Consider the following 15,820-nt stretch of genomic DNA (forward strand, 5'->3'; position numbering starts at 1 on the left):
ACAATCAGTCCTCGAAAATCCATGATCGCTGCGCATCAAGACATGCTTGCCAGGAATGCCTCGCTGGCGTTCCAAGCGTCTTATGCCCTGTATTTCTGAGCTGAAATTGTCTAATCTGTTTGGGCAGGCGACAAGCGATGATTGGTTGTCATCACTTTACCAATGGTAATCGAAAACGGCACACAAAGGCGGCTTTATCCGAGTACCAGCATGCTGGTGGCATTCGATTGCGCCGCCCGCACTGGCAGCTTTACGGCCGCGGCGGAAGAACTAAACCTGACCACAAGCGCCATCTCCCGTCAGGTCCGGGCACTTGAGGAGCAATTGGGCGTTGTTCTGTTCCGCCGGATCAACAAGGCCGTTGCCCTGACCGAGGCGGGCCGGACCTATGCCCGCGAAATTCATCTGGCGCTCAAACGCATCCAGGCCGCCTCGCTTTGCGTGATGACAAACCCACGTTCGGGAATCCTCAACCTGGCGATCCTGCCGACATTCGGCACACGCTGGCTGATGCCGCGCCTGCCGGGATTCATCGAGAGCAATCCCGGGGTGACGGTGAATTTCGTGACCAAGCTGACCCCGTTCGATTGCGCGGCGGAGGGCATACATGCCGCGATCCATTTCGGGCTGGCGGACTGGCCGGATGCGGAAGCGGTTTATCTCATGGGTGAGGAATCCATACCGGTTGCCGCCCCGGCGTTTTTGGAACGATACCCCGTTACTCAGCCTGCCGACCTGTCTACCGTTCCCCGGCTTTTGCTGGCCAGCCGGCCCGATGCGTGGGCCCAATGGCTGGACACGGATGCCCGTTCGCCTGCGCAGTACCAAGGCTTGTTGTTCGAGCAATTCTCGACGGCTGCGCAGGCCGCGGCTGCCGGGCTCGGGGTCGCGCTGTTGCCGAAATTTCTGATCGCCAGCGAGATTGAGCGCGGGGAGTTGCGGATCCTGTTCGAACGCCCGGTTCCGACCAAATCTGCCTATTATCTGATGATCCCGGAAGAAAGCGCCGACTATGCACCGGTACTGGCTTTCAGGGAGTGGTTGCTCGCGGAAGTTGGCCGATCCTAACCGCGCGCGGAAACGAGGTGCGCCGCGCAACTGCCGAGCCGATAGAAAAGCGTGCGCTGGCGGGCGAGACCGGCCGGCTCGACCGGTGTGAGCGGCAGCGCCAGTTCTTCACCGCCAGCGATATAGGCAGCCATTTGCTTTCCGAAAACGGTTCCCGGCGCGATGCCCCGGCCGTTGAATCCGCAGACCCCGATCGCCTTTTCGGCGAACATGTGAAAGCGGGGGAGGTGGCTCTTCGTCATGCCAATCTGGCCCTGCCATTTCGCTTCAAAGGAGATCTCGCCGAGAAACGGAAACAGCTGTTTAAGCGTCCGGCGTGCAAAGGCTTGCTGGGCCGCGTCAGACCACATCTCCAGCGAACCCACGCTACCGAAAATCAATCGGTTGTCCTGATCTCGGCGCAGAGATGTGAGGATCATGCGTGTATCCCAGCATCCATGGCGCTCGGGCAAAATGCGGCGTGCGATATCCTCGGGCAGGGGCGCGGTTGCGAACTGGAAAAAAGGCAGGATCGTGAGTTCCTGCATGGGCGCGGCCAGCAGGCCGGGCTGGGCCGGGTCCGCATAGGCATTGGTGGCCACAACGAGCCATGTGGCTTTCACAACACCGCCCGGCGTTTGAACGCGCCATTGCCCGTTGCGTTTTTCTACTCTCGTCGCGGGTGAGTGGGTGAAGATTTGCGCGCCCGCCTCCGTCGCGGCTCTCGCCAGCCCTCGGGCATAGGCCAAGGGCTGAACCGTTCCAGCGCGGGCGTCGTGCAGTGCACCGGGGAAAGCGTTTGTCCCCGTCAGGCTTGCGGTTTCTCCTGCGTCCAGCAGATTAACCGGTGCGCCAAGCGCTTGCCATTGCGTCTCTCGGTCGCGCAATTCCGAAAGCCCCTTATCGCCGACCGCCAGGTGAAGCGTGCCGTTCTGGAGTGGCTCGCAGGCCATGTCGAAGCGCTCGATCAGATCGAAAACGAGCCGCGGGCCGTCGCCGAGCGCCGAGATCAGGCGATGCCCCCATTCCTCACCCTGGGTTTCGATCAGATCCATGGGTTTGACCCACATGCCGGCATTAACGAGGCCGACATTGCGGCCTGATCCGCCATGGCCGATTCCGGCGGCTTCTACCACGACCGGCTTAAGCCCCCGCTCTGCCAGATGCAGGGCAGTGGACAGCCCCGTATACCCGGCCCCGATGATCGCCACATCAGCGGTCTCATCTCGATTGAGGGCAGAATGATCGTCATTTTCACGGGAAGTCCGCAACCAGAGATTGTTGTGCCCGCGATCATTCAGCATCGGTGAAATCCCTGTGTTCCTGTTCGGCAACGCCCGGGTCTACCCGAATGCCCCGCTCGTCAAACAAGAGCACTTCTCCCGCCCGGATTTCTACCCCGACCATGTTGCCAATCAATGGGGCTTCTTCGCCCCAAATGCTGCTAACGAGCTGCAGACCGCCCAGATCAAGCGTCACGGCGCTCTCCTGACCGCTGCTTTCACAGAAGACGACCTTTCCTTCCAGTTCTTGTTTGCCAGCCGGAGAAACCAGCACCAGATTTTCTGGCCGCACACCCAGCGTGATGTGCTGACCGGAAGAGAAATCGAACTCCTCCGGCAGATCGAAGGTGAGAGCCGGGTTTGCATCCGGGACCAGGCCCAGCTTGCCCGGCAGGGGCCGAACCGTTCCGGCAATCAGGTTGATGGGCGGCGAGCCGATGAACCCGGCCACGAACGTGCTTGCTGGGCGGCGGTAGACATCTTCAGGCGTGCCAATCTGTTCGACCCGGCCATCGCGCAGAACAACAATCCGATCGGCCAAGGTCATGGCTTCGACCTGATCGTGGGTCACGAAGATCATGGTCGCCTCCAGCCGCCGGTGGAGCAGTTTGACCTCCTTGCGCATCTGCACACGCAGGGCCGCATCGAGGTTGGAGAGGGGTTCGTCGAACAGGAAGGCGCGCGGTTCCCGAACGATGGCACGGCCCATAGCAACCCTTTGCCGCTGACCGCCGGATAGCTCGCGGGGGTAGCGCTCAAGATAGGATTCGAGACCGAGAAGTTCGGCTGCCCGCACGACGTGTTTCTTGCGTTCGGCGGCGGTCAAGCCCTGCATACGCAGCGGGAAACCGATGTTTTCAGCGACGGTCATATGGGGGTAGAGCGCATAGTTCTGGAACACCATAGCGATGTCGCGATCCTTGGGCGGCAGCCCGTTGACCACATCGGTCCCGATGAGGATTTCTCCGCCGGTATTCTCCTCCAGTCCAGCCAGCATCCGCAGCAGCGTGGACTTTCCGCAGCCCGAGGGTCCGACAAATACAACGAGCTCTCCATCGGCAATGTCGATGTCGACGCCGTGGATCACCTTGAGGTTTCCGAAGGTCTTTTCGACGCCCTTGAATGTCACATCGGCCATAAGTCTACTCGTTGATCCTTGCCCCTTGAGCGTTGCCCTTTGAGCCTTGCCCGTTGTTTCGTCAGTTACCGCACGCTGCCGGAAAGTGCCCCGGATACGATCCGGCGCTGCATCACCAGAAACACGATCACCACAGGCAGGGCGAAGGTCAGGGCCGCCGCCATCTGCAATTCGTGAAGCGTGAAATATTCGCCGCGAAATGAAGAAATGCCGGTGGCCGCGGTCCAAAGTGCCTGCGAATTGATGAGGGTCTTGGCGAACAGGAAGTCGTGCCAACTGGTGACGAATCCATAGATGAAGATCGCGGCGAGCCCCGGCATGGCCAGCGGCAGGGCCACATGCCAATAGGCACTCAAACGGGTGCAGCCATCAATACGTGCTGCGCCCTCAAGGTCGGCCGGGATGCTGTCAAAGAAGCCCTTGGCCATCCAGATCGCCAGCGGCGCAACCAGCGAGACATGCCCCAATACCATGCCCTGCATGGTGTCGAGCAGCCCAAAATCCCGGAACAGGATGTAGAGCGGCACGACGATGCTGGTGGCCGGCATCATCTGGGTCGCCAGCACCAGGATCAGCACCAGCCCCGCACCGCGAAAACGAAGCCGGCTGAGCGCATAGCCGCAGGACGTGCCGAAGGCCAACGAAAGAAACGAGGAGGCGGCGGCCACGATGATCGAGTTCCACAGCCAGCGCAGCATCGGGCGTTCGGTGAACAGGGTAACGAAGTTCTCGAGCGTCACTTCGGCCGGAACGAGCGATGTAAGGCTGCGGCTGAAGCCCGTGGGCGTGAGCGCGATGACGGCCATCCAATAGATCGGAAACAGCACGGCGATGCCGAGAGCGACGATGCCGGCGGCCTTGAAAACCTGGCCCGCAACGCTGTCGAGCCGTCGGCGGCGAGGGGACGTCATACGGCGCCCCCTTTGCCGGTGTCGGCGCGGGTCATGACGCGCAGATAACCAAGCACCAACACGAGCGACACCAGCACCGCCAGGATGCCGAGTGTTGCCGAATAGGAGAAATCAAGCGTCCTGAAGGCGGTGTTGTAGGTGAGAACGGTCAACGTTTCGGTGGCACCCGCGGGACCGCCTCCGGTCAGAATATAGACTATCGGGAAGGACTTGAATCCCATGATCATCAACAGGATGACGATGACGGCGATGATGTAGCGCAACTGCGGCAGGGTGATGAATCGGAACTGCGCGAAGGCGCCGGCCCGGTCGATTTTCGCGGCCTCATAGAGTTCATCGGGGATGGAGTGGAGGCCGGCGAGGAAAAAGATGTAGGCGACCGGAAACTCGTTCCAGACCTGCGCCAGGATCAGGGCCGGCAGGGCCGTCTGGCGATCGATCAGCCAATCGCGGCCAGTAATGAAAGGAATATGGTCAAGGAGCCGGTTGATCACGCCGAAATTGCCGTCATACATCACACCCCAGACAAGGGCCGTGACGACAGCCGGCACGGTCCAGGGCAGAAGAAAAGCAAGGCGTGACAGGGCGCGGAAACGGACGACGCGGCGGGTCAGCAGGGCTGCACTCAGCGCCAGGGCGATCGATCCGGCGACAGTGCCCAGCATGTAAAGCGCGGACCGCAAGACAGCCCCCCAGGCGTCGGGATCGGACAGCAGCCGGACATAGTTATGCAGGCCGTAGGTGCCCGCGGCCGCGGGCCGGCGCAGGGCGATGGTGTCGAAACTGAGCATCAGCGCTTTCACCATGGGCAAGCCGATGACAAAGCCGAGCACCAGCAGTGCAGGTGCCAACATCAACAGGGCAAATCCCGGGCCTTCGGTCATCAGGCGGCCGAAACGCCCCGGCAGGGTTCCGGGGCGTTTGCGGCGCTGTGCACGGGTCATGTGCGTTGTCATGCTCGGCGAACCACGTGCACTAGTTGGAGCAGCACTCTTCGAGCCGCGTCTGGGCCTGGGCGAGGGATTCCTCAGCCGGGACGCCGTCACGCAATGTCAGCAGGATCGCGTCGACCACGATCGGCCAGATCTCGTTGAACTGGTCGGCATGGCCGGGAATGGCCACCGGGTGCGCGGTGCCGGAGCTGGCAATCCAGGGCTCGAGATAGGGGCGGGCTGCCCGCTGTTCGTCGGTCAGTGCGCCCACACCATACGGAATGTAGGGGCTGTGATCGGAGAATGCGGACTGCATCTCTTCGCTGGCGGCGGTTTCGAGAAAAGCGAAGGCCGCCTCAGGTGCGTCGGTTGCTGCGTTGATGGCGAGGGCCATATTGACCCCACCCGTGCCCGGACCGTCCCAGGGATGCGATGCGGATTTGTAGCAATCGAAGTTGTCGGGATTGTTCTCTTCGATGAAGGGGAACTGCCACTGCCCGTCAATGGTCATGGCGGTGCCGCCGGTCGCGAACAGCGAACGCTGGTCGGTCTCGGTCATGCCCTTGGGCACGACGCCGGCATCGTAGAGGGCCTTCATGTGGTTGAGGCCGTCGATGACCGGTTGAGAATCGAGAGTGAAGTTGCCGTTCTCGTCAGCATAGGAGCCGCCAAACGCGATCGACCACATGAGCAGCATCTCGTAGGTAGGGTCTTCGTTCGCATTGACCATGTTGGCGCCATAGCGCGTGACGCGACCGGATTCGTCAGTGATGGTCAGTGCCTTGGCGTAGTCGAGGAACTCCTGAGGCGTTGAGGGCGGTTCGGTGAACCCCGCCTCTTCCAGGTAGCAGCTGTTGTAAATCAGTTCGAGGGTGCGCCCGGTGATGGGCAGGGCGTAGGTTGTGCCGTCAACGGTCAGGCTGTCCCAACCACCGTCAACGATCCGTTCTTCAAGTCCGGAATCGGCGATCAAGTCGTTGAGCGGCATGAGTTGACCGGCTGCAAGCATCTCACCCAGATTGTTGGGATTGACGATCAGGATGTCAGCACCGGTGCCGCTGGCGGCCTGGATCAGCAATTGCTCGTAATACTCGCGGGCCGGGGTATTGCGGGGCACCACGGTGTTGCCCGTATTTGCTTCATAGGTCGAGACCAGCAATTGCCACCAGTCGCCCATGCCGGGCGCTTCATAATCGATGACGAGGAAGCTGATCTCGTCCTGGGCGTGGGCGCCAAATGGTGTTGCAAGGGCAACCGCGCCGGCGAGCAATGCGCTCTTGATTGGTGATTTCACTTTGGTTTCTCCTCCCTTGGGCACAGCCCGACCGGGTCGGCGCACGCGTCGTCGCGCGGCCGCTCGCCGTTCGAACTTGCTCTGGACCGTTCCCCCCGGCTGGTTTGGCCCGGGGGCAGAACGGAGAAAACTATGTCGTTGTCCCCAAATCCCGGCAAATCGCTTTTTGGAATAGACCGGTGACGATTCTTGCCAGAGGGGACATGACCGCCCGGATCACCGGGCGTCGCCTTGCCGGGTATATTCGGCAGCGCATTGGCCCACCCAGTCGTTGAATGCCGTAACGTGAGGATCACTGCAGGCATGCAGCGGGGTGATGAAATAGTAAGATCGCTCGCTTTTCAGCGGATGGTCGAACACGACAGACAACGCCCCCGACCGAAGTTCGGCCTCCACCATGAAGCGCGGCACGATAGCGGCGCCCTGGCCATGCACGGCGGCGGCAATGATCATCGAAAACTGGTCATAGCTCGCGCCGCCCGGGGGCTGGCCGAACGAATGTCCGGCCATCTCGAACCATTCACACCACAAACCGGGCCGGCTGCTCAGGTGTAGCAGCGGACCTTCGATCAGATCGGCCGGGCTGTTGGCGCGGCTTGCGCGCAGCATTTCCGGGCTCGCAACCGGCACCAGGTCCTCACCGAAAAGCGGGGAAACCTTGGCTTCAGGCCAATGCGGGGTTCCGAAATGGAAGGCGCCGTCCATGCGCTCGGCCGCCAAATCGAAGGGCCTCAGCCTGCTTTTCAGATTGACCAGAATATCCGGATACAGGTGCCGGAATCCACCAAGCCGTGGAATCAGCCAGTGGGTGGCGAAGCTGGGCAGGACGGCAATGGTAATCGCCGATTTGCCCTGCGCCCTGTTGATCAGCGTTCGCGTTGAGCTCTCAAGTTGTCCCAGCAGGGTGCGGACTTCAGGCAGATAGGAACTGCCGATCTCGGTCAGGTGTACCTGGTGATTGTTGCGCGCCAGCAGGGATACGCCAAGCGCCTGTTCGAGCTGACGCACTCTCTTGCTGACGGCACCCTGGGAGAGAGAAAGGTCCTTGGCAGCCTGTGAGAAGCTTAAATGGCGGGCCGTCGCCTCGAAAGCGATGAGGCCGGACATGGACGGTATCGATCTTCGGGGAAGCTCCATGGCATTACCTGGACATTGGCCGGTTTGGGCTGGAGTGGTTTCAACAAGGGTCCATATGCTGAGCCCGGGGGAAGCGGGGCAGGGCAGTGCGTAGCTTCCCCCGGGGTGGCGCAATCAGCTTGCGCAGCTCGTGGTGAAGGTGCGGCCGTAGTGCCGGTCCATCAGATATTTGGCGACGTAGTAGTCGATATGGCTGCCGCCGCCGTTCTTCATCATGGTGATCTCATCGGCTGACTGGCGGCCCGGAACCTTGCCCTGGCAAAGCTCGAACAAATCGCCTTTGACATCGTCCGGAGTGATGATGCCGCGTTCGTAGGGGCCTAGAAACTCACCCGACCGCGTGGTGGTCTGGCGATGATCCACGAAGATCGACGCGCGGGTCAGCACGTCATCATCGGCCTCGCGCATTTCGGGTGTGAAGGACCCCACAAGGTCGATATGGGCCCCTGGCTTGAGCAATTTGCCCTTGATGTGGGGGGTCTGCGCCATGGTGGCGCTCGATATGATGTCGGCTTGCGACACAGCGGCATCGAGATCGTCGACCGCATGGGCGGCAATGCCGCGTTCCGACAGCGTATCGGCAAGCGCTTCCGCATTGGCAGCGGTGCGGTTCCAGATCTTCACTGACTTGATGCTCGGACGCGCTGCCATATGGGCTTCCACCAGATAGGGGGCCAGACCGCCAGCGCCGATCATCAGCATGTTTTCGGCATCCGGCCGGGACAAAATCTTGGAACCGAGTGCTGAATCCGATGAGGTCTTGCGGAAGATCATCGCTTCGCCGTCGATCACCGCTTCGGTCACGCCGGTGTCCGCATTGATGAACACATAAACCGAGTTTACCGTCGGCAGGTTGTGCCGCGCCTTGTTGTTGGGGAACGACGTGACGAGCTTAGCAAGAATGCCCTCCTGGGGCTGCCAGGCCGGCAGGATGATGAAAATGTCAGGCTGGCCCTCAGGATTCGGCTCCTGATAGATCAGCCGGTCCGACTGCTTCGGCATGCCGCCGAGATGGGCGGTTTCCAACGCGGGGATGAGCCCCTTGTAGTCAAGCAGCTCGTGCACGCGCCGCGCGTCGATCATTTCCATTCCTTCATCTCCTTGTCTTCTCGGTCCCGGCCTTCAGGCCGTGTCTTTTTCAATCTGAAAACTGGCTTCGATTTCCACGCAGGCGTCAAGCGGCAGGCTGGCGACGCCCACCGTACAGCGAACGTGACGCCCGGCCTCACCCAGAACATCGACCATGAGGTCGGAAGCGCCGTTGATCACTGCGGGGTGTTGGGAGAACCCGGCGCCTGCCTGCACGAAACCGCCCAGTCTGACGCAACGCGTAACGCGGTCGAGCCTGCCCCCGAGCACTGCATTGAGCTGCGAAAGAATGGCAATCGCACATTGCCGGGCGGCCGCCTGTGCATCGGGCAGATCGACAACCTTGCCGACTTCCCCGGCAAAGCGCTTGGGCAAACCGTTGCTGCCGGTGGGGAGCTGGCCGGAGATATGCACCATGTCGCCGATAATCGCCGCAGGCACATAATTGCCCTGCGCTGGCGGCGTATCGGGCAGCTCGATGCCGAGCCGGCTGAGATTTTCCTCAATAGTAGGCATGGGTTCAGGCCCTCACTTCCATTCAATCCTTGCGGGCAATGACAGCGACATCCTCGGTCCGGCACGTAACGGTCATTTCTCCGCTTGCCGCTTCCAGCGTGCCCGGTCGTGCATCGATGAGCACCGACTGATCGCCGGCCAGCTCGAGATGTAGATGAACCCGGTCACCGAAATAGGTCTGCTCGGTTACCTTGCCGCACAGTCGAATATGATGGCCGTTATGCTCTGCTTGTGCGGAAAGTGCCTCTGGCCTGATAACGACCGTCGCGCTGTCACCCGGTTTGAGCGCATGAGGTGAGGTCACCCTGTTTGCGGGGATGGTCCACTCGGTGCCCGCCGTCTCCAGCCGTATCTCGCCGCCTTCGACTGCGGTTACGCTGGCCGGAAACAGATTGGCAGCGCCGACAAAGCTGGCGACGAACTCACTGACCGGGTTGGCATAGACATTCTGTGGTGTATCCAGCTGTTCGATGCGTCCCTTGTTCATCACGGCCACGAGATCCGACATCGACATCGCCTCTTCCTGATCGTGGGTAACGAAGACGAAGGTCTTTTCAGTCCGCCGCTGAATGGATTTCAGCTCGCGTTGCATGTCCTGGCGCAGTTTGAGGTCGAGGGCGCCAAGCGGTTCATCAAGCAGCAGCGCGCTGGGATCCGGCGCCAGGGCACGGGCGAGGGCGACCCGCTGGCGCTGACCACCGGACAGGGCATCGGGATAGCGATTGCCGAGATCGGGCAAGCGGATCAGGTCGAGCAATTCCTGGCATCTATCGGCGATGGCCTTGCGGCCCATGCCCTGCATCTCGCAGCCGAAGCCGATATTTTGCGTCACCGTCATATGCGGGAACAGCGCATAGTCCTGGAAGACCATCTTGACTGGCCGGTTATGGGCGACGGCCCGCGTGATGTCCTTGCCGTCGACAAGAATTTCTCCGCTGTCGGGCTGTGCCAAGCCCACAATGGACCTCAAAAGTGTGGACTTGCCGCAACCCGAGGGACCGAGCAGCGTGATGAACACGCCTTTGTCGACCGTCAATGATACGTCGTCGATCACGCGCAGGGCGCCGTACGCTTTCGAGATATTTCTGAGTTCGATCGCAGGAACGGTGTCAGTCATTGGTTTTGCCCGTGGCGGAAAGGGAGGTGTCGCGCCCGAGCCGGCGGCTCCGAATGAAGCGTTCGGCATAAAGGCCGAAGCCGGTGGTCACGATCAGAATGATGGTGGAGATGGCTGCAAGGCCCGGATCGAAGCCAAAGCGGAGCCGTGAGAACAGAAGGACCGGGAAAGTCTGTTCGAAGCCGCCCAGGAAGAATGAACGCACGAAGTCCTCGAACGAAAGCAGCATGCAGAACATGAAGGCGCCCAGGAGCGCTGGCGACAGGTAGGGCAGCACGATCCGGAACAGGACGATGAGGTCGTCAGCACCCAGGTTTCGAGCAGCATCGGCCATGTTCTGGCCCATGGAGTTGAGCCGGGTCAGCACCATGACAACCACAAAGGGCATGGAGGCGACCGCATGGCCGAAAGCAATGGCGAGCATGCCGGTCTCGAGCCCGATCCTGCCAATGAAGATACGCAGCGCAATGGCCGACACCACGACCGGTAGAAAGGCAGGCAATACCACGAGTGCAACCAGCGCACCGCGGAGCAGCCCCGAGGTTCGCGCCGTCAGGAAGGCAACCGGCAGGCCAACTAGGATTGAGATGGTCGTCGAGAGCAGAGCGACCTGCGCTGACAGCCATAGCGATGCCAGGATGTCCCGATCGAACAGGACTTCGCGATACCACTGCGTGGTCCAGGCCTGGATCGGGAAGGCAACGAAGTTGGAATCCCGGAACCCCATGGCCGCCATGACGGCAAGCGGCAGAAACATGTAGGCGACGAACAGCCAGAACAGGCCGGGCAGGGCGAGGCGGCGCAGGAATTTCATGCTGCCCTCCCGCGGCGCTTGCGCTGGAACAGGGCAACGAACAGGCCGACATAGGCGAGGGCCGATCCAGTCAGAATGATGCTGAAAGCGCTGCCGAGTGGCCAGGAATCGCCAGCCTTGGAAAAGATCTGCCCGATGGTTGAGGCGAACAGCGTGTTGCTGGGCCCTCCAAGCAGCTGCGGCATGGCATAGAGACCGATGACCAGGAGAAACACCAGCGTACAACCGGCGACGATGCCTTCGCGTGAAAGCGGCAGAACGACACGGAAAAAGCGCTGCCAGGCGGGCGCTCCGAGATTGGCAGCGGCCTCGAGCAGATTGTCGTCGATTTTTTCGAGCGCCGCATAGAGCGGGAGCAGCATATAAAGCGAGGTCAGATAGACGACGCCAATGGTCAGTGACACGTTGTTGTACAGAAGATCAAAGGGCGTGCCGGGCATGCCGATGAGCGAAAAGAACGAGTTCACCGCGCCGCGGTTGGCCAGCATCACAATCCAGGCAAAGCTGCGGATGATTTCGCTGACCCAGAACGGGGCGACGACCAGCAGGAGCAGCCTTGTGCGCATGTTTTTTGGCGCCGCCTTGGAAATGTAGTAGGCGACCGGGAACACCACGATCAGCGTGACGATGGTGGCAAGGCTGGCAAAGATGAAGGATCGCAGGAACGCCGTAATATAGAGAGGACGCTCGAAAAAGGTGGCATAGTGCCGTCCAGTCCATTCGATCGGTTCGCCCTGCGGTACGGGATAGCGATCGTAGAAACTGATTTCGACCATCTGGAACAGGGGCGTGATGTTTGTGGCGCCAATCCAGAGCACCGGAATAATGGCGACAAGGATCAGTCTGAGCAGTGGCGAACGGCCATAAAGCTCAAGCAATCCCCTATAGAGGGCAAATCTGCGCAGGCTGATCAGTAGTCTCGTCATGGTGACGGCATGATCTCCGGTGAGAGGGGGCGGCCAGCGGCCGCCCCGGACAGTGTCAGGCTGCGCGGATTTCTTCCGCTGCCGTATCGACCAGATCGAAGATGAAGGCGGCGGTCTCCACATTTACCCAGGACAGGCGGGCCCGCTCGTCGGGGTCAAGCGACAGCGCTTCCTTTTCCTGGTCGGTCAAGAGCGCTTCGGTGCCCTTGATCGTGGCACTCAGACCCGTCGACCGCACGATCTCGGCGCCGTTTTCCGCATCACCCAGCAGCGCATTGAGGAACGCATAGGCATTGGCCATGTTCGGCGCGTTATTGGTGATGTTGAACCCGTAGGCATAGGCCAGCCCGCCTTCACGCGGGATGGTGTAGCCGGCAGGGAACCCTTCCAGAATGAGCTGTGAGGAGGGTCCAGAGCCGGCCTGGGCGAGGCTGACGTCTCCGGTTACCATCATCTGCTGGATCTCGGTTGCGGCTTCGTAGTAGCGGCGCACCATATGCTTGTGATCGATGAGGAAGTCCCGCGTGGCATCGACTGCGCGCTGGGCAACGTCGACATTGTTGCCATAGCTGGCCGCGGACCCATCATAACCGAGATAGTTCATCACGATCTGGAAGAAGTCCTGGATCTGATAGGCGGTGCGTCCGGCATTGGCCTCGTCGAACATCACGTCCCAGCTGGTCGGCTTTTCAAATTCTTCGGTGTTGTAGAGGAGGCCAGTGGAGACCACGACGAGCGGAACGCCCCAGCGTTCGCCGGCACGCGATACCCAGGAGGCGTCCGCATATTCTTCCTCGATGAGGTTCCAGTTCTCGAGCCGCGATCGATCGATCGGTGCCAGGAAGCCGGCATCGACAAACTGGTAGAAGCGGTGACCGGCGCAGGTGACGATGTCAGCGCTGTAGTTGCCGTTTTCGGCGGCCATCAGGTTGAACTGTTCGCCCTGATCGGTGACCAGGCGAATATTCGTCCTGATGCCTGTTTCCTCCTCGAAACGGCGGCGGAACTCGTCGGTGACAAAGCCGTCATAGGCCCAGATATTCAGTTCATTGGTCTGGGCGAATGCAGAGCGGATGATGCCGGGGGCGGCCAGGGTGGCCAGACCTGCGGTGCCTGCGCCGCGTAGAACTTGTCGACGGGATGGTTTGTAACTCATGTTCAGTCCTCCTCGTTCAGTACGTCTTGCTTGGCACCCATCGAGCTGTTGCGGCCGGATTCCCTGTTGTGATGATCCGGTTGATCCGTGGCAAGCGCGTTGAGTGCGTGAATAAGACGGTTGATATCCTCATGCGTGTTGTACGCATGCACGGATGCACGCACGAGCTGGGTGATCCCCTGTTCGATCAGCTCGGTCCGCGTAAGCTGGGTTGCGGAAACCGAAGTGTTGATGGACCACTCATTGCGAAGCCGCGAGACGATCGTCTCTGCGGGTAGATGCTGATGTGAGAAAGTCACGATGCCGCTTTTCTCGCGGCCCCGGTCCCGCAAGTTGAAACCGGGCAGGGCGGCAAGGTCGGTTCTCAGCGTATTTGAAAGGGTTTTGATGCGGGCCCAGATGTCGGCAACACCTGTGTCGAGGGCGTAGCGGCAAGCCACACCGAACCCGATATGAGCCGCAACATTGCTTTCCCAGAGCTCGAAGCGAGTTGCATTGTCGACGATCCGATAGTCATCGACCGCTACCCATTCTGCCGAACGGATGTCGAGCACGTGCGGTGATAACCGCTCGATCCAGTCTTGGCGGATCCATAGAAACCCGGTGCCCCTGGGGCCGCGCAGATATTTGCGCCCGGTGGCCGACAGCATGGTGCACCCGATGCGGCCGACATCGATCGGCATCTGACCGGCCGATTGGCACGCATCGAGTAGAAAGGGAATGGTATGGCGTCGCGCAATGGCGCCGATCTCTTCGACCGGATTGATCAGCCCGTCATTGGTCGGCATGTGCGATACGCAGATCAACCGGGTCCGCGAGTCGATCAGCGCTTCAAGTGCCGAGGGGTCAAGCGCGCCATTCCCATCGTCATCTGCGAGAACCACCTCGATCCCGAAGCGGTCCGCAGCGTGACGGAAGGCGATCATATTGGAATTATATTCGGCGTGGCCGGTCACGACGCGGTCGCCGGGCTGCCAGTCCATAGCGTAGAAAATCGCCTGCCAGGCGCGCGTTGCGTTGTCGAGCAGAGCGATTTCCGATCTCTTGCCACCCACCAGATCGGCAGCGGCCTGATAGGCCTGATCGATCAGATGGCTCTGGCGGGCCGCTGCCTCATAGCCGCCGATACTCTGCTCGAGGGCGAGGTGATCGAACACTGCCTGTGACACGGGAGCGGCCATAAGGCTGGCGCCAGCATTATTGAGATGCACAAGGCCGCTCTGGCAGCCCGGTGTTTCTGCTCTCAATCTGTCGGCATCCATTACCATGATTTGGCTTGATACTCCCTCGCGGTTTCGCGCAATTCCGTGTGGCGGCGATGGTCGCCAAGATGCTGATGTGATTGGCGTATTGCACGTCAGCAGCTGGAGAAGCGCGATCCAGGACCTAATCCTTGCATCGCAGAGGAGGGGCAAACAGATTGAAAAGATTCATTGTTAGTATAAGCTGAGGTTATGGTATTGAGGCGTCATCTCCCATCACCCAGCACGCTTTTCGTGTTCGAGGTTGCAGCCCGTCTGACGAATTTCTCGCGGGCGGCGCAGGAACTTAACATCACCCAACCCGCTGTCAGTCATGCAGTCGCGACGCTTGAGCAGCATCTGGGTCAACCTTTGTTCACCCGCGCTGGACCACATCTGGAGCTGACAGAGGCCGGGGAAAAGCTGAGTCGGGTCACCACCCGTTCCTTCCATGCCATCGAGGCCGTTCTGGAAGAAATCGAGGGGAGGGACAGTTCGCGGGAGATCGTCATGCTCTCGATTTCTTCGGGCATGGCAACGCATTGGCTGATGCCGCGCTATGGTGCATTTCGCGAGGTCTTTCCGCACACCGATCTGCAATTCCAGCTGATAGCCGGCAGTGTCGGCGGGCCATTGCTCAATTGCGATCTCGGATTGCGCGTTGCCCAGGGTGAAGATGCGCGCGAGCTTGGCGGCTGGTTTGCGCCCGAGCGGGTGCTTGCGGTCGGCGCGCCAAGCTATCTCCGCGAACATGGCAGCTTTGACGAGCCCAAGGCAAACCACACGCTGATCCACCTTCCAGATCACTGGTTTGGCTGGCCCGAATTCGCGCAGAAGGCCGACATCCGGACCCCTGCCGGATACGACAAGCTTTCTTTCTCGGACTACTCGGTGGTACTTCAGGCGGCCCTGAGCGGGCAGGGGCTGGCGCTCGCCTGGACCTCCGTTGCCTCCGGACTGATCATCAATGGCATGTTGGAACAGGCCTCCAAAACCGTGGTGGTGACCGACCGCAGCTATCATCTGGTCTCATCGAGCCAGCGCGCCACACGCGCGATCGTTCGCCATGTTCGTGACTGGCTGATTGCGGAGATGGAGAAGGACGAGAAGCTACTTTCGCACCTTCTTGGTTGAGCCTGATTTCACTGAGGTTATTCCCTCGGGTGGTGCACCCCTCACTTCTATTCCCTTTGCCCTGAACGGCCTCGGCCCGATCCTT

Annotated in this window: 15 protein-coding genes; 2 read left to right on the forward strand and 13 right to left on the reverse strand. The window is 60.6% G+C overall.

The window, feature by feature from the left end; all coding sequences use genetic code 11:
• The first annotated feature begins 210 nt into the window (after positions 1–210).
• On the forward strand, positions 211–1,068 hold the full coding sequence (locus G489_RS0100690) for a LysR family transcriptional regulator (protein ID WP_407059816.1): 858 nt from the start codon (positions 211–213) through the stop codon (positions 1,066–1,068).
• On the opposite strand, the gene G489_RS0100695 is transcribed toward G489_RS0100690, so the two are convergent.
• From G489_RS0100695 to G489_RS18540, 13 genes are all read right to left on the reverse strand, one after another.
• Positions 1,065–2,351, reverse strand: coding sequence for an NAD(P)/FAD-dependent oxidoreductase (locus G489_RS0100695; RefSeq protein ID WP_029039889.1), 1,287 nt, complete (start codon positions 2,349–2,351; stop codon positions 1,065–1,067). The genes G489_RS0100690 and G489_RS0100695 overlap by 4 nt on opposite strands.
• Positions 2,341–3,468 (reverse strand): ABC transporter ATP-binding protein, encoded by a 1,128-nt coding sequence (locus G489_RS18530; RefSeq protein ID WP_051332168.1) that lies wholly within the window; start codon positions 3,466–3,468, stop codon positions 2,341–2,343. Before G489_RS18530 ends, G489_RS0100695 begins: the two co-directional genes overlap by 11 nt.
• Before the next feature lie 65 nt (positions 3,469–3,533).
• Positions 3,534–4,379 carry a carbohydrate ABC transporter permease gene (locus tag G489_RS0100705; protein ID WP_029039890.1) on the reverse strand — a complete coding sequence of 282 codons (846 nt, stop codon included), beginning with the start codon at positions 4,377–4,379 and terminating at the stop codon, positions 3,534–3,536.
• On the reverse strand, positions 4,376–5,323 hold the full coding sequence (locus tag G489_RS18535; RefSeq protein ID WP_051332169.1) for a carbohydrate ABC transporter permease: 948 nt from the start codon (positions 5,321–5,323) through the stop codon (positions 4,376–4,378). Before G489_RS18535 ends, G489_RS0100705 begins: the two co-directional genes overlap by 4 nt.
• Before the next feature lie 31 nt (positions 5,324–5,354).
• A complete protein-coding gene (locus G489_RS0100715) occupies positions 5,355–6,605 on the reverse strand; it encodes an ABC transporter substrate-binding protein (protein ID WP_245578783.1) in 1,251 nt (416 codons plus the stop codon).
• Positions 6,606–6,821: 216 nt separating this feature from the next.
• The gene (locus G489_RS0100720; protein WP_245578784.1) at positions 6,822–7,712 is read right to left on the reverse strand and encodes a LysR substrate-binding domain-containing protein; all 891 of its coding nucleotides are present in this window, start codon (positions 7,710–7,712) and stop codon (positions 6,822–6,824) included.
• A 144-nt stretch (positions 7,713–7,856) separates the two neighbouring features.
• A complete protein-coding gene (locus G489_RS0100725) occupies positions 7,857–8,831 on the reverse strand; it encodes an ornithine cyclodeaminase (RefSeq protein ID WP_029039893.1) in 975 nt (324 codons plus the stop codon).
• A gap of 33 nt (positions 8,832–8,864) precedes the next feature.
• The gene (locus tag G489_RS0100730) at positions 8,865–9,347 is read right to left on the reverse strand and encodes a RidA family protein (protein ID WP_029039894.1); all 483 of its coding nucleotides are present in this window, start codon (positions 9,345–9,347) and stop codon (positions 8,865–8,867) included.
• Positions 9,348–9,369: 22 nt separating this feature from the next.
• Positions 9,370–10,464, reverse strand: coding sequence for an ABC transporter ATP-binding protein (locus G489_RS0100735; RefSeq protein WP_029039895.1), 1,095 nt, complete (start codon positions 10,462–10,464; stop codon positions 9,370–9,372).
• A complete protein-coding gene (locus tag G489_RS0100740; protein ID WP_029039896.1) occupies positions 10,457–11,278 on the reverse strand; it encodes an ABC transporter permease in 822 nt (273 codons plus the stop codon). Before G489_RS0100740 ends, G489_RS0100735 begins: the two co-directional genes overlap by 8 nt.
• Positions 11,275–12,204 (reverse strand): ABC transporter permease, encoded by a 930-nt coding sequence (locus G489_RS0100745; RefSeq protein ID WP_029039897.1) that lies wholly within the window; start codon positions 12,202–12,204, stop codon positions 11,275–11,277. Before G489_RS0100745 ends, G489_RS0100740 begins: the two co-directional genes overlap by 4 nt.
• 55 nt (positions 12,205–12,259) lie before the next feature.
• Positions 12,260–13,360 (reverse strand): ABC transporter substrate-binding protein, encoded by a 1,101-nt coding sequence (locus tag G489_RS0100750; RefSeq protein ID WP_029039898.1) that lies wholly within the window; start codon positions 13,358–13,360, stop codon positions 12,260–12,262.
• 2 nt (positions 13,361–13,362) lie between these two features.
• A complete protein-coding gene (locus tag G489_RS18540) occupies positions 13,363–14,628 on the reverse strand; it encodes an aminotransferase class V-fold PLP-dependent enzyme (RefSeq protein WP_081691317.1) in 1,266 nt (421 codons plus the stop codon).
• A gap of 192 nt (positions 14,629–14,820) precedes the next feature.
• Here G489_RS18540 and G489_RS18545 point away from each other — a divergent pair, with 192 nt between their 5' ends.
• Entirely contained in the window at positions 14,821–15,735 is a 915-nt protein-coding gene (locus G489_RS18545) for a LysR family transcriptional regulator (RefSeq protein WP_162142390.1), read from the forward strand.
• The last annotated feature ends 85 nt before the right edge of the window (positions 15,736–15,820 follow it).

This window comes from Cucumibacter marinus DSM 18995 (assembly GCF_000429865.1).
Taxonomy (GTDB): Bacteria; Pseudomonadota; Alphaproteobacteria; order Rhizobiales; family Devosiaceae; genus Cucumibacter; species Cucumibacter marinus.